The 21,627-nt window shown below is 44.5% G+C and carries 3 protein-coding genes; all 3 read right to left on the reverse strand.

Annotation, left to right across the window (positions count from 1 at the left end):
• Nucleotides 1-24: 24 nt before the first annotated feature.
• The 3 genes from PCH01S_RS06685 to PCH01S_RS06695 are packed head-to-tail and all read right to left on the reverse strand — an operon-like array spanning nucleotide 25 to nucleotide 21,607.
• On the reverse strand, nucleotides 25-20,565 hold the full coding sequence (locus PCH01S_RS06685) for a non-ribosomal peptide synthase/polyketide synthase (protein ID WP_042227885.1): 20,541 nt from the start codon (nucleotides 20,563-20,565) through the stop codon (nucleotides 25-27).
• Nucleotides 20,566-20,586: 21 nt separating this feature from the next.
• Entirely contained in the window at nucleotides 20,587-20,811 is a 225-nt protein-coding gene (locus PCH01S_RS06690) for a hypothetical protein (protein ID WP_042227887.1), read from the reverse strand.
• Nucleotides 20,812-20,869: 58 nt separating this feature from the next.
• Entirely contained in the window at nucleotides 20,870-21,607 is a 738-nt protein-coding gene (locus tag PCH01S_RS06695) for a thioesterase II family protein (protein WP_053228668.1), read from the reverse strand.
• Nucleotides 21,608-21,627 lie beyond the last annotated feature (20 nt).

Genomic DNA, 21,627 nt, shown 5'->3' on the forward strand with positions numbered 1-21,627 from the left:
TCCGCTCTCCACCTTATAATAGATTTATTCTAGATCGAATAGCTCATTTATCACCTGGAGATCGTCTGCAGCCAAATCTGTGGCATCCGTATCCGAGATCGTGATGGCAACCTCCTCCTGTGATGCACAAAATTGAATCGTAGCCATTAAGCAATCATGGAACGTTTCAATAAATAGTTGTATCTTCCCAGCAGACAACTTGCTCTTGTCATAGACAAAACTGAAATGCAACTGTTCTTTTAGCAAGCTTCCGTTAATATTGACTTTACGGTATACAATATTTTCATCGGCTGATCCTTTGCCCGAACTAAAAAAGTGTAGTTTTCTCCCCTTCGCCTCAGCGTCCATTTGTCCCATGTAGTTAAACATGACTTCAAGCGGTCTGACCGGCAATTGTTCCTGTAATAGACCATATCCAAGGCCTCGGTTCGGGATTTTACGCAGCATCTCTTTGGTTGTAATGATACTTTCTGCTATCTCCTCATGACACGGTACCACCACCGGATATATACTTGTAAACCATCCGACCGTCCGGTCGATATCGATCCGCTTATGAATCGGTTCTCTTCCGTGTCCTTCCATGCCTATCGTTACATCCCTTGCCCCTGTCAGCTTCCTCACGGTCATTCCCAGGGCGCTGATGAGCAAGTCATTGATCTCGGTATTATACGCCCGACTTGCCTGGTGGATAAGCTGTGCGGTTTCTTCCTTATTTAAATGGATCGTGCAGCTGCCATACCCGCTTTCCCCCGTCTGTTCGTCCATCCTTAGTTCGCCTGCCGCCATCTGCTCGGCCACTTGTTCCCAGTACGGCCGTTCTTTTTGCAATAGATGGCTGTCCTTATATTCTGCCAGTGCTTCTGCCCAAGCTTTATACGACGCTGTCTTTGACGGGAATTGGATCTTTGTCCCTTCTTTTACTTGCCGGATGGCTGTGCTGATATCTTCTTGCAGGATACGCCACGATACGCCGTCCACCACAAGATGATGGATCCCTAGAAACAGCAGGTTCCCTGCCACTGTCCGGAACATCGCTGCCTTCACCAGCGGTCCTTCTTCTAAGTTAATGCTGCTATGCAGATCCGTACATGCCGCTTCCATGAGCTCTGCTGCTGCTTGTTCTTCCCTATAGTCATACACCTTCAGCTCATATGCTTTGCTGTCACTCACCTTTACGATCTCTAGCTGACCTTCCCGGTAGACCGATCTCAGGATATCATGATGCGCTGTGAGGGCATTCAGCACTTCCCGAAGCTGCTTCTCATCCTCCAGATCAATCTCCATCAGCATGTCCTGATTGAAGTGGTGCGGCTTAGGAAGATTCCAGGACGCAAACTCTCTGACGATCGGCGTCAGCGGTACGATGCCACTCACTTCAGCTTGCTCGTACTGTTCCTCCAGGGCAGACTTTTGCGCCGCGTAGCTGATCGCCTCGACCGTATACTTTTGCATAATATCTTTGATTGCGATATGATATCCTGCGCTTCTTAACTTCGATACGATACGTATCGCCTTGATCGAGTCTCCGCCCAGCTCAAAGAAACTGTCCTGCGTGCCGACCCGCTCTACGCCTAGGACTTCACTAAAGATACTGCACAGCTGCGCTTCAAGTTCGTTTTTCGGAGCCGTGTATGCCTTCTCGCTTACTGCCACGATCTCCGGCAGTGCCCGTTTATCCAGCTTGCCATTGCGCGTCACCGGCAGTTGTTCGATCTGCATCATATACGCTGGCACCATATAAGCCGGCAGCACTTCCTCCAAATCCCGTCTCACCGCTTGCAGCTGGACGACATCTTTCGATATGAGGTAAGCAAACAGCGCTTTCTCTCCGTCATGGGTGTCCCGCACGATGACCGCCGCATCTTGGATTCCTTCCAGCTGCCGCAGCGCATTTTCCACTTCTCCCAGCTCTATCCGGAATCCCCTGATCTTCACTTGGTCATCCATACGGCCTAAATAGGCGATGTTCCCGTCCGGCAGCCATTGGGCTAAGTCTCCCGACCGGTACATCCGCTCCCCGGGTACAAAAGGGTTCGCTACGAATTTTTTATTCGTTAGCTCCGGTTTGTTAAGGTAACCTCTTGCGACGCCGACGCCTGCCACGCACAATTCCCCGGGCACACCAATCCCGCATAGCTTGTCCCCATCTAATATATAGATCTTGAGAGTAGGAAGCGCCTTACCGACGTCGTTTCCATCTAGCGCAATATCTTCTGCGGTGATCGCTTTGTACGTTACATGGACAGTCGTCTCTGTGATACCGTACATATTTACGATGTCCATCTCCGGATACTTCGCCTGCCATGCCTTTAATTTCCCTACCTGCAGCGCCTCTCCGGCAAAGATCAGATGTTTGACGTACAGTCTCTCCCCTGCTTCTGCCAGCTCTACTTGCATCAGATTATAAAAAGAGGACGGAACTTGGTTCAGTACCGTCACCCTTTTTTCGCGTAATAGATCTAACAAAGCATAGCTGTCCTTTTTGACGTCGTTGGGTATGACGACAAGGTGACCTCCGTATAATAGAGCCCCATACATTTCCCATACCGATACGTCAAAGTTGTAGGCGGCAAACAGGCTCCATACATCCTCTTCATGGAAATGAAACGGCATGTCATCGTTATGCATCAACCGGACGACACATTCATGTTCGATTACCGTTCCCTTCGGCTCACCGGTCGTGCCTGACGTATAGATGATATATAGCGCATCTTGCGGTGCGACGGCTACATCTGGATCAGCTTTCAGTTCTGCCCCCCATGCCGCATCCGGTTCATCCGAATACAACTGCTCTATCGCATACACATTTCCTTGCGGAAGTGATACCCGATGTTCTTTTCCTTGATTGACGAGAAGCAAGCTTGCTCCACTGTCTGCCAGCGTATACTGGATACGGTCTTGCGGCGCCTCCGGATCGATTGGCACGTAGACATATCCGGCCTTCACGACCCCGAGTATTCCGATGACCATATCCATATTACGCTCTAACAGCAGCGCTACCATCGTTTCGCCTTTGCCTGCTTCGCTTCTGACTTTAGCCGCAAGCAGCCGATTGGCAACGATGTTCGCCTTCGCATTTAACTCCGCATACGTCAGTTGCTCCGTCCCGCAAGATATCGCTATCCGATCCGGTGTTTTCTTCACCTGCGCCTCAAATAAGTTTTTGATCGATTCCTTGTGCGGATATTGGGTTGGCTTGGTTTGAAACGCACCTAGTATCTGCTCTTTTTCTTCTTCTGTTGTCGTCTCGATTTCAGATAACTTCATTTCTGGGTTTGCTGCACAGGACAATAATACATTTTGTAGCTTTGACATAATATTGACAATGTCTTCTGCTGCCAGCTTTCTAGGATCATACAATACATCAACATGTAGCTGACTGATATCAAGATACGCTTTAAACGTGGTCGTATAATTGGTTTGCTCCCGTCCATCCTCTACGGTAAACCGAAAAGCTGAAGTTTCACTTTGGCGTACTTCATCCCATGAATCATCGTTATCAAATGTAAACAAAACTTTAACTAAATCGGTGTTCTGTTTGGTCAGTCGTTGTACTTTGGCAAAAGAACAATGTCCATGCTGATCACTTAGTATCGCTTGTTCTTGAGTTTTTCTCCAAATATCGCATATGTGCATTTCATCATCACAACAAATACGAATGGGAATGGTGTTAACAAATATTCCGGCAATATGCTCTATCCCTCTTAAATCAGCATTTCTTCCGGAGACCACCTTGCCAAAGACAACATCTTTTATGCCGCACAATTCCTGTAATACGATACCTAAGGCCGTCTCTATCATAGTATTCAGCGTAATATTGTACGTTGCAGCCGTATTAAGAAGTTGTCTGGTTACATCAACAGGAAGTTTATGATTAATTCGCTTCATCTCGCTAGATGTTTCTTCAGGTTGACGGAGCGGCTTAATGTCAGCAGACTCTTCATAGTCTAGAAGGAGCTCTCTCCAGTATAACAAGCTCCTTTCTTCATCTTGTTTTTCCAACCAGTTAACGAAGTCCTTGAAATTTAAGCTCTTTTCCTTCTCTTCCTCTAACCCTTGCTCAAGCTCCACAACAGACAAGCCTTGTTGCAGCTTTTCGCATAGTTGAATAAAGTCATTAAATATAACGTTGTCTGACCACCCATCCGAGATGATGTGGTGAGAACTCCATATTAATTTCCCTTCTGTTCTACTTAACATGATATTGGTAACCCGTAACAATGCTTCTTGCTGTAGATCAAAACCCCGTTGCAGTTCAGAATCAATCCATGTAGAAATATGAGAAGCTTGTTCTGCACGATCCTTGCCCGACCAGTCCAAAACTGCATATTCGATTTCACGACTACGCAAAAGAAGTTGTCTAGATTTATCGCCATGGTCATATACAATTGCAGTGCGAAGTACTTCATGTCGTTTCGTTAGCAATTTCAGCGCTACCTCAAACGTATGTTCACTTTGATTACCGTTATAGTGATACACCATTTGTGTAACATAGCTGGTTGATTGCCGATTCAATAAATAATGGTATAAGATTCCTTCCTGCATCGGAGTTAGCGTATAAATATCATCAAGATCCTCTTTATCAGCAATGAACTCCTGGATCCGTACTAATTCATCACTCGTCAAGTCATCGCAGGAATAATCAGAAGCCGTCTTCACCGGTTTGTCTTGTACACAGCAATAGGTGATAATGTCGCTAAGCTTTTCCTTATATAATGCCGCAAAACGCTCTACAGTCTTCCTATTATATTTACTGCGGTCGTAGCGGATTATAAAATGTAGCATATTTTGTACAATATACCCGTTCATATCAATTGCGCCTTCGGTACTATTCGAATTCGCTATACTCTTGTTGTTCGTAAACAGGGTAGCATCCGATTCTGTATCCAACTGCCCTAAATAATTGAAGTAAATATCGGACTCAATCGCCAAATAATCACCTTGCAATAAGCCAAATCCCAACCCGCGTAAAGGTACTTTCCGTAACATTTCTTTTGTCTCAATTATACTCTTCCGTAAATCATCATGACACGGAACACTAATTGGGAACTTAACCGTAAACCATCCTACAGTACGATCGATATCTACTTTCTTGTGTATCGCTTCTCTTCCATGGCCTTCCAGACAAACCGACACTTTGGATTGTTTCGTCAACGCATGTGTTGCAGCGCCGATTGCACTTATAAGTAAATCATTGATTTCGGTACCAAACGCTTTTCCTGCTTGCCTTATGAGCTGTTCTGTCTTGTCCTTACGGAACGTTATTGTCACATCTTCAAACCCATGATCATGCGGATCGTCATCTATAAACAGTTTCTCTTCCTGCATGGCCGCAATGATTGTATTCCAATAATTCGCTTGGGTAGTAATCTCGTTTGTGTTTTTATATTCTTCTAATGATTCCGCCCAGTCTTTAAAAGCAAGCGTTTTTGATGGTAACTTTATTTCCTTCCCGTCTTTAAGCTGCTGGAGAGCAGTCTCTAAGTCTTCAAGCAAAAATTGCCATGATACTGCATCAATGACAAGATGATGAATACACAAGAAAAGATAATTGGCAGACTCGGTTTTGAAGAGTGCCGCTTTCATCATAGGACCTTTGTTAATATCCATGCTTCGATGAATGATAGCGGAAGCGTTTTCAATCCACGTCGAACCGTTAAGATCCGCAGGAACCTCAAACACTTGTAACTCATAAAGTTTACTGTCCGTACTACTTAAAATTGTCAGACTGCCATCCCGGTAAATTGCCCGTAATATATCATGGTGAACAGCAACAGCTTTCAAGGCTTCATGAATGTGCGACTCATTATCCGTTCTAACCGTCAAAAGAGCATCTTGATTATGATAGTTAGGATTAGCGTAATTTCTTGCACAAAAATCATGTAAGATCGGTGTATTCAGGACCTGACCCGTAACTTCGCCCTGATCATACTGGATCTCTGATTCCCTGCCTACTGTGTATGCAATCTTTTCAACTGTGTATTGACTTAAAATATCCGGTACCGAAATAAGATAACCGGCGCTTCTCATCTTCGATACAATCCGGATAGCTTTTATGGAGTCTCCGCCAAGTTCGAAGAAACTATCTTTTATACTAATGCGTTCAACACCAAGTACCTCTCGGAAAATATTCGCAAGCACCGATTCGGTTTGATCTCTCGGAGCAACATACTTATTCCCCCTCCCCTTACGATCTGGCTCAGGTAGGCTGCGGCGGTCTAGTTTCCCATTATTCGTAATAGGAAACTGCACCAGTGGAACGATGTATGCTGGGATCATATAATCAGGTAAAACTTGGCGAATATCTTCTCTAATTGCTTCAGTATCCAATGTCACTTGATCATTTGGCACCACATAGGCGCATATATAATCGTCCCCTACCGCATCTTCTCTAACCATCACAACAGCATTCAGCACGTCAGGTTGTTTTCGCAGGACATGCTCAATCTCGCCCAGTTCGATGCGGTAGCCTCTAACCTTTACTTGATCATCGATGCGGCCAACATATTCAATATTACCGTCTGGAAGCCAGCGGGCAAGATCACCCGTGCGATACATCCGCTCACCCTGCAAAAATGGGTTGTCAACGAATTTCTCTGCGGTAAGATCACTCCGATTAAGATATCCCCTGGCAACACCCGCTCCGCTGATACAAAGCTCACCTGCCACACCGATCGGAAGCGGAAATCCGTACGAATCTAATATAAATACTTGTACATTGACAATCGGTTTTCCAATCGTAACTTTATCATGTAAATGAATTTCAATCCCAGTTGCGTCTACCGTTGCTTCCGTCGGACCATACACATTGAACAAACGAATATTCCAATTTTCAAGCAAAGCGGTAGCCAAATCATCCGTTAATGGCTCTCCGCCGACAACAATTACTTCCAAACCATGTAATGGATGAACATCCCGAACTTCATCCATAAGCATCTTCATCCGCGTCGGTGTCCCCTTCATGATGTTCACGTCATATTGCTCAATCAATTGCAAGAGTAACTTTGGATCGTGTTGTGCCTCCTCATCGGCAATTATAATCTGCATTCCTTTGAGCAAGGCAAATAGTGTCTCATAGACTGTGCCGTCGAAAGAAATATTCGATACACATAACATTGTTTTCATCGAATCCAAGTTTTGTAGCTGATTTAGACCTGCAATCAAGTTACTAATCGAACGATGTTCCACCATTACCCCTTTTGGTTTGCCTGTAGAGCCTGAAGTATAGATGATATAAGCGATATCGGTTGCGTCTACAATCGTATGCAGATTATGACTAGGTTCATCACACCCATCTTGATCCACATGAATGCGTCTTACATGGGAAGGCAGCTCGATCGTGTCATCGTATTGCCTCTGAGTCAATACGGTCGATAACCCGCTATCTTCCACCATATACTGAATCCGCTCCAAAGGATATGTCGGATCTATTGGCACATAAGCCGCGCCTACCTTTAACGTTGCGAGTATTCCAACCATCATTTCTATACTGCGACCGAATAAAATACCGACAAAATCTCCGCGGCGCGTACCATGAAGTAGCAGTGTTCTCGCAAGCTGATTCGCTCTCACATTTAACTGTTCGTATGTCAGAGCCTGATCTCGAAAGCGTAGAGCTGTTTTCGCCGGCATAGCCTGTACGATCTGCTCAAATTGTTCATGAATGGGTGTCGTCACATCATAAACACAGGACGTATCGTTAAATGAGGTTAGAATGTGCTGTCTTTCTGCTTGCGTCATCATTGGCAATTGACATATTTCAAGTTTAGGGGATTGCGTAACTGCTCCCAACAACGTTTCATAATGTTTCACCATTCGGCGTACGCTTTCTTCCTGGAACAGACTTGTTGCATAGCGTACTTCGATGCGGTAGCCACTTGCCATTGGCGTCACTTCTAATGTTAAATCAAATTTAGCCGAACTGTGCTGTAAACTATATTCATCATGAACATTCGTACTGTTTATGCCATAAAAATCAAAGTCTGCTTCTTCATTATTCTGTAATACAAACAACACATCAAAAAGCGGATTCCGGGACATATCCCGGTGCAAGCCCATAAGATCAACCAGATCTTCGAGCGGAAATGCTTGATGCTCTATCCCTTTTAGACATACTTCTTTCATCTCCGACAGAAAATCCACGAAATTCTTCTTTCCCGATGGTTTTCCACGTAATGCAATCGTATTCACGAACATACCGATTACAGGCTCTGTATCATAATGTAAACGTCCATTAACAGGGCAACCTACGATAATATCTTCCTGACGGCTATATTTACTCAACAAAATCATCCATGTGCTCAGTAGTATCATATACTCGGTTGCACCCGACATCCGGCACAATGCTGTTACAGCTTCCCGTAACTCTACATGACTCACGACTGCTTTCCCTGTATACTGTTGTACTTGCGGACGTGTAAAATCTGTTGGTAAATTCAGTACCGGTAGTTCACCTTGCAACGAGTTCAACCAATACGTCTCATGTCCCGTCATGTCTTGAGTCTGCAACCATTCGCTATAATCTTTATATTGAATCGGCATTGCCTCAAGGGGTTCGCCATTATATAGCTTGGACAAATCCTGCATTAGATTATTAATCGATGTCCCATCAGAAATGATATGGTGCATATCGAAGGCCAGGAGATAACCATCTTCTTTTTGATTGATTACTTTAACACGTATTAATGGTGCTTGAGACAAATCAAATGCACGCACAAACCCTGTAACATCATCATCTTTTTCCTCAGTAATCAGAAGCGTAAACGGCACATGGTCATGAATACGCTGTATTGCTTCTCCGTTCTCCATATGAAAGCTTGTTCTTAAGCTTTCATGCCGTTGTATGAGTTGCTTCAGTGCTAGCTGAAGTCGTTCACTATCAAGGTCTGCATCCATTCTGCGCAATAACGTCATATTATAAGCCGTACTATGCTGATCCATCTCTTGAATCGCATAAAGACGCTTTTGAGCGGAAGACATCCGATATGTTTCTTTCTGCATAGCATGCGGGATGGGTTCAAACACAGCCTTCGGATATAAGGTATTGTGCGAGGTATTCCCCTCACTGATTAGTTCAAGGTGCTGACTGAGCGCTTTAATATGCGGATTCTCAAACAATGTTATTATCGGTAAACGTATTCCAATCATCGCTTCAATCTGATTTATAACGCGTACAGCATGTAACGAGTGACCTCCTAGCGCAAAGAAATCATCATAAATACCGACACGATCAACAGAAAGTATATCGCCGAATATCTTACAAAGGATAAATTCCTGTTCAGTCGTGGGAGCCGTGTATTGCTGCTCATGCACGATTTGTATTTCAGAAAGCGTTCGCTTATCTACCTTTCCGTTTCGTGTCATAGGAACTTTCTCAATCTGTACCATATGCTGCGGCACCATATAAGCAGGAAGTGTCTTACCAAGAGAATTCCGAACATTATGCATCTGAATCTCTGTGCTAGATACCAGGTATGCATATAGTTCATTTTCACTTCCATCTTGTTCACGGGCGATGACGATCGCATCTTGGATACCTTCTAATTTTTGAAGAGCATGCTCTACCTCGCCCACTTCAATCCTGTACCCTCGAATTTTCACTTGGTCATCAATACGTCCAATATACGCAATATTTCCATCCGGCAGCCACATCGCAATATCTCCGGTACGATACAGCCGCTCACCAGGAATAAGCGGATTCTCAATAAACTTCTCCACAGTAAGTTTTGGTTGGTTCATATATCCTTTCGCTACGCCGTCGCCGCCTACAACAAGTTCCCCTGGAACACCAATACCGCATAGCTGCATCTTTCTATCCAAAATATACGCTCTACTATTGCTGATTGGCTTCCCGATGGGGATATTGAAGTAATCCGTTTCTATTGCATACGTAACGGAAAAGGTCGTATTTTCTGTTGGACCATAACCATTAGTCACTCTGAGTGTCGGATGCTTTTCCCTTACCGCTCTGATATGTTTCGCCGATAACCTTTCTCCTCCCACCAATAAATACTGTAATGGTTGAAAAACTTCGCATCTAGTATCTACCATATAATTGAAAAGCTGTGCAGTCATCCACATCATCGTAATCTGGTGCTCGTATATCAACTTTCCTAACATGTTCCCGTCTGTTATGTTTTGCATATGGGCTAACACTAATTTCCCGCCATTGAGAAGCGCACCCCATATTTCAAATGTCGACGCATCGAAGGAGAGTGCTCCGGTTAACAAAATATGTGCCCCATTTAAATCAGCATAGTTCGTTTGCTTCACAAGCCGTACGACATTTTGATGTGTAACACAAACACCTTTCGGATATCCTGTCGTACCGGATGTATACATGACATACGCCATATCATCTGCCCTTACTAAGGCACGCTCTGTCATAGCCGCATAACTTCCATTTAGATCAATGACGGTGCAGTACTCTTGGAGGACATTAATCATATCCCCTTTTACATCACCGCACAGTACGATATTCAAATCGCAATCTTCCAAAATAAAGCGCAGGCGGTTATCCGGTTCATCCGTATTAATTGGTACATAGCCACATCCTGCCTTGAGTATCCCCAGCAGCCCTACAATCATGTGCACGCTTTTCTCACATACGATGCCAATTAATTGACCTGATGATACCCCCCTTTTTCGCAATTCGGTGGCAATACCTTGCGCGGCCTTGTCTAATTGTTGATAGCTTAATTGTTCCTTATCACATACCACACAAATTTGATCGGGCGTAAGTTGAACCTGTTCTTCAAATAAATCTGGAATAGATTTATGTTTCGGATATGTGCTTGCCGTATTGTTGAATTCACCCAGTATTCGTGCCTTATCTTCCTTGCGAATTAATTCAACATCGAAAATCTTCTTCTCAGGATACTCAGCAAACGCACATAATACATTGTTTAACATGCTGAGCATCATCTCTACTTCTTCTAAAGCATGCTTGTTTGGATTATAGAGAACTGTAAATCGTAATGCCTTGTCCTCTACAGCAGCCAATAGATTAAGCGGATAGTTTGTTTCATCTCTCGAAGAAACAAGCGCTAATTGCAAACCATCTGTATGTTCACTTTGCTGTTCTTGTGCCAAATGATTCTCAAAAACAAAAAGCGATGAAATCAAATCTGATTTTTGTGCGGTTTGTTCTTGAATTTTAACCAGTGAACAGTGAGCGTGCATCGTACTTTCAATACCTTGATCTTGTAATTCCTGCAAAAGTGCTAGAATCGTTGTATCCTCGTCTGCGCTCACCCTTACCGGTATCGTGTTAATGAAAAGACCTACTATTTTTTCAATTCCTCTTACTTCGGCATGCCTTCCCGAAATCACTTTGCCGAACACGATATCATTTGTAAAGTTGATCTGTTGTAATACGATTCCCCAAGCTGCTTCGGTGATTGTATTTATCGTTATCTGATGCGCTTGTGCAAGAAGTAACAAACTGTCTGTTAATTCAACATCCAGCTGCTTTTTCACTTGAGCCAAGTTGGAACTGGAATATGGAGGATCGAAATACGGACGGTATTTGTATGTTAGGTCATAATCACGAAGTCGTTCGCGCCAATACGTGAGCGCAAGCTCTTCATCCTGATTCTGAAACCACTGAATATAATCACCGTACGTCGCAACCTGGAACTTCTCTTGATCAATAGCTTGTTCTACATCGTGTGTACTATACCCATTTTGTAGCAAGTTATAGTAATTTTTTAAGTCGTTACATAATAATTCACTACACCATCCATCTGCGATAATATGATGAAAGCTCCAGATTAATTGCGTGCAATTAGTGGATAGTTTAATATTTTTTATGCGAAATAGCGCATTAAGCTGCAGATCAAATCCCCGCTTGACATCCTGCTCTATCAGTTCATTTAATCTAGCTAGTTGTTCTTTCTCATCGTATGTGGTTAAATCAATTTCTTCCCAATCAAGTGAGCGATGTGACAGTATGATCTGTTTCGGATGTTTTAACCCTTCATACACTATCGCCGTTCTCAACGCATCATGCTTTTTAAGTAAACATTGAAACGCACTGCGCATGAGATCATTATCTATATGTTGATTAATCTGATAAATAAACTGGGTAAGATACTCAGAACCACTGCTTTTTAGGCCATGATACAAAATACCTTCCTGTAGCGGCAATAAATCAAATATATCCTGTATATCATTTTTCTCTGGATAGAGCTGATGCAGGACACTCAAATCTTCATCCGTAATCGAAATTGCAGAATAGTCAGACGGTGTCCGAACCGTTTCTTCTTGCTGCATACAATGGGCAATCATAGACTGAGTGCACGCTTTATAGATCTCAGCGAATCTTTGTATCGTGCTGCTGGAAAAAAGACCTTTATTGTAACGGAAAGTAAACGTTAATCTTCTTTCACTTATCACACCGTTGATAAACAATTCCGACAGCATTTTATTCTCATCCGCTAAGCCTTTACCCGAACTAAAAAAGTGTAGTTTTCTCCCCTTTGCCTCAGCGTCCATTTGTCCCATGTAGTTAAACATGATTTCAAGCGGTCTGACCGACAATTCTTCCTGCAATAGACCATACCCAAGTCCTCGGTTCGGGAGTTTTCGCAATATTTCTTTGGTAGTAATGATACTTTTTGCGATCTCATCATGGCACGATACCACTACCGGATACACACTTGTAAACCATCCGACCGTCCGGTCGATATCGATCCGCTTATGAATCGCTTCCCTTCCGTGTCCCTCCATGCCAATCGTTACATTTCTAGCCCCTGTCAAATTCTTCACAGTCATCCCCAAGGCACTGATAAGCAAGTCATTAATTTCGGTATTATACGCCCGACCTGCCTGGTGAATAAGCTGTGTGGTTTCTTCTTCATTTAAATGGATCGCGTAATTGCCATACCCGCTTTCTCCCGTCTGTTCGTCCATGCTAAGTGCTCCGGACTCCATCTGCGTTGCTACTTGTTCCCAGTACGCCCGTTCTTTTTGCAATAGGGGGCTGCTCTTATATTCTGTCAGTGCTTCTGCCCATGCCTTATACGACGCCGTCTTTGCCGGAAACCGGATTTTCGTCCCTTCTTTTACTTGCCGGATGGCTGTGCTGATATCTTCTTGCAGGATACGCCATGATACGCCGTCCACCACAATATGATGGATCCCTAGGAACAATAGATTCCCTTCACCCGTCCGGAACATCGCTGCCTTCACCAGCGGTCCTTCTTCTAAGTCGATACTGCTATGCAGATCCGTACATGCCGCTTCCATTAGCCCCGCTGGTTCTTGTTCTTCGCTATAGTCATATACCTTCAGCTCGTACGCTCTGCTGTCACTCATCTTTACGATCTCTAGTTGACCTTCCCGGTAGATAGACCGGAGTATGTCATGATGAACTACGAGGGCATCAAGCACCTCCCGAAGCTGTTTTTCAACTTCCAGATCAATTTCCATCAGCATATCCTGATTAAAATGATGCGGATTAGAAAGGTTCCAAGATGCAAACTCTCTGACGATCGGTGTCAGCGGTACAATGCCGCTCACTTCATCTTGCTCGTACTGCTCCTCGATGACAGACTTTTGTACCGCATAGCTGATCGCTCCAACCGTATTCCTTTGCATAATATCTTTGATGGCGATATGATAACCCATACTTCTTAGCTTCGATATGATCCGTATCGCTTTGATCGAGTCCCCGCCCAACTCAAAGAAGCTATCCTTCATGCCGACCCGCTCTACGCCCAGGACTTCACTAAGGATAGTGCACAGTTGCTCTTCAAGTTCGTTTTTCGGAGCGGTGTATTCCCTTTCGCTTACCGCTACGATCTCCGGCAGCGCCCGTTTATCCAGCTTACCGTTGCGCGTGACCGGCAGTTGATCAATCTGCATCATATACGCTGGCACCATATATGCCGGTAGTATTTCCTCTAAGTCCTGCCTCACTGCTTGCAGCTCAACTCGATCTTTCGAAACAAGGTAGGCAGATAGCGCTTTCTCTCCGTCATGGGTCTCCCGTACTATGACCGCCGCATCTTGGATCCCTGCCAGCTGCCGCAGCGCATTTTCCACTTCTCCCGGCTCTATCCGGAACCCCCTGATCTTCACTTGTTCGTCAATACGACCCAAATAAGCAATATTCCCATCCGGCAGCCATTTAGCTAAGTCCCCGGTCCGGTACATCCGCTCACCTGGTACAAAGGGGTTCGTTACGAATTTTTTACTGGTCAGTTCCGGCTTGTTGAGGTAGCCCCTTGCAATGCCGTCGCCCGCCACGCACAACTCCCCTGGCACACCAATCCCGCATAATTTGTCCCCGTCAAGTATATATACATGATTATTTGCAATCGGTTTACCAATCGGGATGTTGTTTGGCACGTCACTTATCCCATCATATTCCCAATACGTAGCCTGTACCGTACATTCCGTAGGACCATAAGCGTTACAATACCCGCAATCATTATTTCGTGTTTGTTCAATAACCGACTCATTGGTTGCGGCTCCAGCCGTTGTTAACCATCTAACTCCAGTAAACGCCGTCTGAAGATAATATTGTGGCGGTAGTACAGCTAACGTAATCCTGCTTTCTTGCATAAAAGAATTAAAACGTGTTACATCCGCTATTATGGGTTTTGATACCAATGTTAGCGTAGCCCCTAGCAATAAAGATAATGTCATCTCCCATACAGAAGCGTCAAAAACATAGTTTGCAAATTGAAGCACATTATCTTGACTTGTAACGTTATATTGCTTCAGAAGATGAGACCGTAAGGACACAACACCCCCATGCTCTAACATTACGCCCTTCGGTTGCCCCGTAGTCCCGGATGTATAGATTATATAAGCCAAATCATTGGGGCGATTGATTTGCTTGGGATTAACGCTCTTCCCTTCCCATAGCATATCGTCCGCCAGATTAATCGTCGGCAGATCCGTTTCAATCGTAGCTTTATACACAAGCACTGCCTTTGGTTTACAGTCAGCTAGGATGTACTGGATTCGCTCTGCTGGAAACGTAGGATCGACCGGCACATATGCAGCGCCTGCCTTGATGATGCCATACATCCCGGCAATCATCTCCACACTTCGCTCTGCCACGATAACCACGCGGTCATCGGGTTTAATGTGCAGTGAGCGAAGCGCCCATGCCACTTGGTTGATTTGTTTGTTTAACGCGTCATAGGTCACATGGTTGTCTTCAAATACAACGGCGATTGCATCCGGTGTGTTAGCAACATGCTCTTCCCATAATGCTGGAATCGTTTTATCTTTTGCATACGGTAAGTTCGTATCATTAAATGCACCTAGTATCTGTTCTTGTTCTTCCTCTGTTATTGTTTCAAGCTCAGATAACTTCCCTTCAGGGTTTGCTACGATAGCATGTATAACATGTTCTAGCCGTACAACAATTTGCGCTATGTCCTCACGTGCATACACGTTCGGATTGTATATTATTTCACATACTATCTTCCCTTCATATTCATAAGCGCATAACGTCAAATTATAATTGGTTTGGTCCAAGCCATACTCAATTTCGTACATAAAATCTGTTAGCTTGTCCTCATCCACATAGTAGTTTTCAAACATATAGAGCACTTGGATTAAATGCTGCTTCTGCACCGTCTGCGCTTGAATCTCAGCGAGCGAACAATAGGCATATTGTTCACTTTCAGTCCCTTGCTGCTGCATTTCTTGGATCAGTTCCAATATACTCATGCTTTCTTTGCTCGCTACACGCACCGGGATCGTATTAATAAACAGACCGACGATGCCCTCTATTCCGCGCACTTCGGCCTGACGCCCGGACATTACTTTCCCGAACACCACATCTTTCTGACCGCTATATGCTTGTAAAACAACTCCCCAAGCCGTTTCCACCACATTACTCACTGTCAATTGATGGGTAGCTATCAGATCCCTCAACTGCAAGGCATCTTCAGTAGATAATGTAATCGCCATGCTCTGTACTTGCTGTTCACTCTCTTGCGGTGTATATATCGGTTTAATCTCGGCAACTTCTTCATATCCTGCTAATACATCTGACCAGTAAGACAGCCCTTTTTGTTGATCTTGTTTTTCTAGCCAATTAATATAATCTTCGTAGGAATCCTGGTACTGCTTTTCTGTGATCACCTGTGTCTCCAGCGTAGATGTCAAAGCACCCTTCTCAAGTGCTTTGTAAATCCGATTGAAATCCCCGTAAATTATCGGTAGACTCCAACCGTCCAAAAGAATGTGATGAAAACTCCAGATCAATTGATAACGGTCTCTTGCCAGCACTACGTGGTGTACCCGCAATAACGGGTCATGTTCAAGGTCAAATCCTCGCTGGATTTGGTCCTGGGCGATCGCTTCCACCTGTTTAGCCTGCACAGATGGTTCAACTCCCGTTAAATCGGTTCTTTCGTATTCTACTTCCCTTCCTCGGATCACGACTTGCTTTGGTATCGATATATTTTTATGAATAATCGCTGTACGGAGCACTTCATGCCTCATTACAAGCAGCTTAAGCGCTTGCTTCACCATGTGCTCATCGGCATAGCCTTGCCCTATAAAAATATTCTGGTTTCTATAGGCTGTCGATTCTGGTTCGGCGATGCTATGGTATAGCATCCCTTTCTGCAGTGAAGTGAGTCCGTATATTCGCTCTACCTGAGATGAACCCCCGACTGCTTGTTGAATGACTGATAAATCTGCACGTGTCAAATCCGCTGCATGATAATCAGACGGTGTCGGAACCGATTCTTCCACTTGCATACAATATGTAAGAGTAGACTGTATACAGCCTTTATATACCTCAGCGAATCTTTGTATCGTATCATTTGAAAAGAGACCTCTATTGTAACGGAACGCAAATGATAATTTCCCTTCACTTATCACACCGTTGATAAACAATTCCGACAGCATTTTATTCTCATCCGCTAAACCTTTACTCGAACTAAGAAAGTTTATCTTTTTACCTTTCGCTTCAGCATCCATTTGCCCCATATAGTTAAACAATAAGGTTGGTAGCTGACTGCCCGTTAATAGATCGTATAATAGGCCATACCCAAATCCGTGGTTCGGTATTTTGCGCAGCATCTCTTTCGTTGCAATGATACTTTCCGCCATTTCGTCATGACACGCCACCATAATCGGATAGACGCTCGTAAACCATCCTATCGTCCGGTCGATATCGATCCGTCTATGAATTGCTTCTCTCCCATGCCCTTCCACACCAATCGTTACTACACTTGCTCCTGTCAGTTTCTTAACGGACATTCCCAAGGCACTGATAAGCAAATCCGGTACTTCAGTACGAAATGCTTTTCCTGCTCGTTGCAACAGGCTTTCCGTTTCTTCCACACTTAAATGGATCGTGTAGCTGTCATACCCGCTTTCTCCTGTCTGTTCGTCCATCCTTAGTTCGCCTGCCGCCATCTGCGCGGCTACTTGCTCCCAGTACGGCCTTTCTTTCAGCAATAAATGGCTGTCCTTATATTCTGCCAGTGCTTCTGCCCATGCCTTATAGGACGCTGTCTTTGACGGGAATTGGATCTTTGTCCCTTCTTTTACTTGCCGGATGGCTGTGCTGATATCTTCCTGCAGGATACGCCACGATACCCCGTCCACCACAAGATGATGGATTCCTAGAAACAGCAGATTCCCTTCACCTGTCCGGAACATCGCTGCCTTCACCAGCGGTCCTTCTTCTAAGTTAATGCTGCTATGCAGATCCGTACATGCCGCTTCCATGAGCTCTGCTGCTGCTTGTTCTTCGCTATAGTCATACACCTTCAGCTCATATGCTCTGCTGTCACTCACCTTTACGATCTCTAGCTGACCTTCCCGGTAGACCGATCTCAGGATATCATGATGCGCTGTGAGGGCATTCAGCACTTCCCGAAGCTGCTTCTCATCCTCCAGATCAATCTCCATCAGCATGTCCTGATTGAAGTGGTGCGGCTTAGGAAGATTCCAGGACGCAAACTCCCTGACGATCGGTGTCAGCGGTACGATGCCGCTTACTTCAGCTTGCTCGTACTGCTCCTCTAGGGCAGACTTTTGCGCCGCGTAGCTGATCGCCTCGACCGTATACTTTTGCATAATATCTTTGCTTGCGACACAATATCCTGCACTTCTTAACTTCGATACGATACGTATCGCCTTGATCGAGTCTCCGCCCAGTTCAAAGAAGCTGTCCTGCGTGCCGACCCGCTCTACGCCCAGTACTTCACTAAAGATATTGCACAGCTGCTCTTCAAGTTCGTTTTTCGGAGCCGTGTATTCCTTCTCGCTTACTGCCACGATCTCCGGCAGTGCCCGTTTATCCAGCTTGCCGTTGCGCGTCACCGGCAGTTGTTCGATCTGCATCATATACGCTGGTACCATATAGGCCGGCAGCACTTCCTCCAAGTCCCGTCTCACCGCTTGCAGCTGGACGATATCTTTCGATATGAGGTAAGCAGACAGCGCTTTCTCTCCGTCATGGGTTTCCCGTACGATGACCGCCGCATCTTGGATTCCTTCCAGCTGCCGCAGCGCATTTTCCACTTCTCCCAGCTCTATCCGGAATCCCCTGATCTTCACTTGGTCATCCATACGGCCTAAATAGGCGATGTTCCCGTCCGGCAGCCATTGGGCTAAGTCCCCCGACCGGTACATCCGCTCCCCTGGTACGAAGGGATTCGCAACAAATTTTTTATTCGTTAGCTCCGGTTTGTTAAGGTAGCCTCTTGCGACGCCGACGCCTGCCACACACAATTCCCCGGGTACACCAATCCCGCATAGCTTGTCCCCATCTAATATATAGATCTTGAGAGTAGGAAGCGCCTTACCGACGTCGTTTCCATCTAGCGCAATATCTTCTGCAGTGATCGCTTTGTACGTTACATGGACAGTCGTCTCTGTTATACCGTACATGTTCACGATGTTCATCTCCGGATACTTCGCCTGCCATGCCTTTAATTTCCCTACCTGCAGCGCCTCTCCGGCAAAGATCAGATGTTTGACGTACAGTCTCTCCCCTGCTTCTGCTAGCTCTACTTGCATCAGATTATAAAAAGAGGACGGTACTTGGTTCAGTACCGTCACCCTCTTTTCGCGTAATAGATCTAACAAAGCATAGCTGTCCTTTTTGGCGTCGTTGGGTATGACGACAAGGTGACCTCCGTATAATAGCGCTCCATACATTTCCCATACCGATACGTCAAAGTTGTAGGCGGCAAACAGGCTCCATACATCCTCTTCATGGAAATGAAACGGCATGTCATCGTTATGCATCAACCGGACGACACATTCATGTTCGATTACCGTTCCCTTCGGCTCACCGGTCGTGCCTGACGTATAGATGATATATAGCGCATCTTGCGGTGCGATGGCTACATCCGGATTAGCTTTTAGTTCTGCCCCCCGTGCCGCATCCGGTTCATCCGAATACAACTGCTCTATCGCATAGATACTTCCTTGCGGAAGAGACACCATTTGTTCTTTTCCTTGATTGACGAGAAGCAAGCTTGCTCCACTGTCTGCCAGCGTATACTGGATACGGTCTTGCGGCGCCTCCGGATCGATTGGCACGTAGACATATCCGGCCTTCACGACCCCGAGTATTCCGATGACCATATCCATATTTCGCTCTAACAGCAGCGCTACCATCGTTTCGCCTTTGCCTGTTCCGCTATTGACTTTAGCAGCAAGCAGCCGATTGGCAACGATGTTTGCCTTCGCATTTAACTCCGCATACGTCAGTTGCTCCGTCCCGCAAGATATCGCTATCCGATCCGGTGTCTTCTTCACCTGCGCCTCAAATAAGCTTTTGATCGATTCCTCGTGCGGATATTGGGTTGGCTTGGTTTGAAACAGGGTTAAGATTTTATCTCTATCCTCATCGCTCACGAATGAAATATCACGCACCTTACTTTCCGAATTCTCAGCAAAGGCACACAAAGCAAACGTAAGCATTGTTCGTATATTGTTTATTTCAGATTTGGTGTATTTTGATTCATCAAAACGAATCATTACGTTCAACTGATTACAATCAAAAGAAAAATGAAGGAGCAAATCAGGTGGATTATGAGATAATTGATCCTCAAGGGGAAGGTGTATCAATTGTTTCCCATTGTCCGTTCTATCCTTAATTATACACACCGTTTTAATCAAGTGACTGATTTTTCGGGGTAATATATCACAATGCGCATATTTCCTACTTTCCGCTTCTTGTTCTTTTAGTTGCTGTAATAGATCAAATAATACGTCGTCTCGATTACACTTCATTCTTACCGGAATCATCACACTGTTCAAATGAGGATCGTCGATTATTTTTCCAAACATGACATCATCAGTATAGTTATACTTTTGTAAAACAAGTCCCCAGGCAGCCTCTATAATAACGTTCATAGGGATATTGTGTTCTCGGCTAAGTTTTCTAAGTTTTTCGCATACATGTTGCGGGAATACCCAGTCCATTTGATTCGTACCCACTGTCCGTTTTGAACTCGGTCTGTATGGAAAAAGGGGCTTAATCGCAGTCGAACTATCATCATCAAGTAAATATGTCCAATAAGAAGACCTGTCTTCTTCATGTTTTTTGTTTGGAACGAATTTTCTCATAATGGCTCTCTATCCTTTCAATTATTTTTTCTTCTGGTTTGCAGTTTGCATACCGCCGATGATAAGCATAATAACCCCAATTACTGCTAAAATAATCCGAACTAAGAATGGACTCAATGAAAACAAGGTTTCACCTTGCAAGTGCAATCCGAACAACCTTTCATTCAGCCCCGCAATCGCCATTATTGGCTTAAGAAACAAACTCAGTGCTAATAGTACTATCCCCCATATAATCTTGCTATTCATAGATTCAAAACCTCTTTTCCAATTAAGATAAGAGAAGATTATTTTACAATAAAACGATCTATCCTTGCCTTTCTAGAATTTTGTCCGATATTGTCAATGTCTGCTTGATAATATCCACAACAGGTCCATAATTCTCTGTAATAAAAAAGTGACCACCATCTACCGTATGAAAATTCGCTGCCCCACCTGCATAATATTTCCACTCGGCCATGTCATACCTTATAGCACTGTGGTCGTTGCGACCATTAATGATTGTAATATCACAAGCGATCTTATCTTTTTTCTCTTGGTAACAATATGTTTCTGATATCTTAAAATCAGCGCGCAATATCGGTAAGAATAAATCAAGCAACTCTGGATTTTGAATTATTTCATGCGTACTGCCCCCATAACTCATAACCGCATGCAAAAATTGCTCGTCTGGCAATAGATGAATTGAAGTTTGGTTATGCATATTTTGTGGTGCGTTACGTCCGCTAAAAAAAATATGCTGCGGTTTATGAACACCGTTCTCGATTAACTTGTAATAGGTTTCAAACGTAAGTAATGAACCTAAACTATGTCCATATATCGCATAATCGTCGTTCGAAGTAACATTGCTTGCTATCGTAGCAGTGATATCCTCCACAATACTATCTATGTCGTCCTTAAGTGGCTCAAATATTCTCTTGCCACGACCCGGCAATTCCACAGGGAATAATTGTATCTCGCTATATAACGATTTGCTCCATTTGCGATATACTTCGGCGGATCCCCCTGAATAAGGAATGCAAAACAGTTTAATCTCATTGCCCATATCAATAACCCCTTTCTACA

The sequence above is a fragment of the Paenibacillus chitinolyticus NBRC 15660 genome, assembly GCF_000739915.1.
GTDB classification, from domain to species: domain Bacteria; phylum Bacillota; class Bacilli; order Paenibacillales; family NBRC-103111; genus Paenibacillus_F; species Paenibacillus_F chitinolyticus.

Coding starts and splice junctions, on each gene's coding strand:
- PCH01S_RS06685 (WP_042227885.1), bottom strand. CDS start 20,565: ATGAGAAAATTCGTTCCAAACAAAAAACATGAAGAAGACAGGTCTTCT.
- PCH01S_RS06690 (WP_042227887.1), bottom strand. CDS start 20,811: ATGAATAGCAAGATTATATGGGGGATAGTACTATTAGCACTGAGTTTG.
- PCH01S_RS06695 (WP_053228668.1), bottom strand. CDS start 21,607: ATGGGCAATGAGATTAAACTGTTTTGCATTCCTTATTCAGGGGGATCC.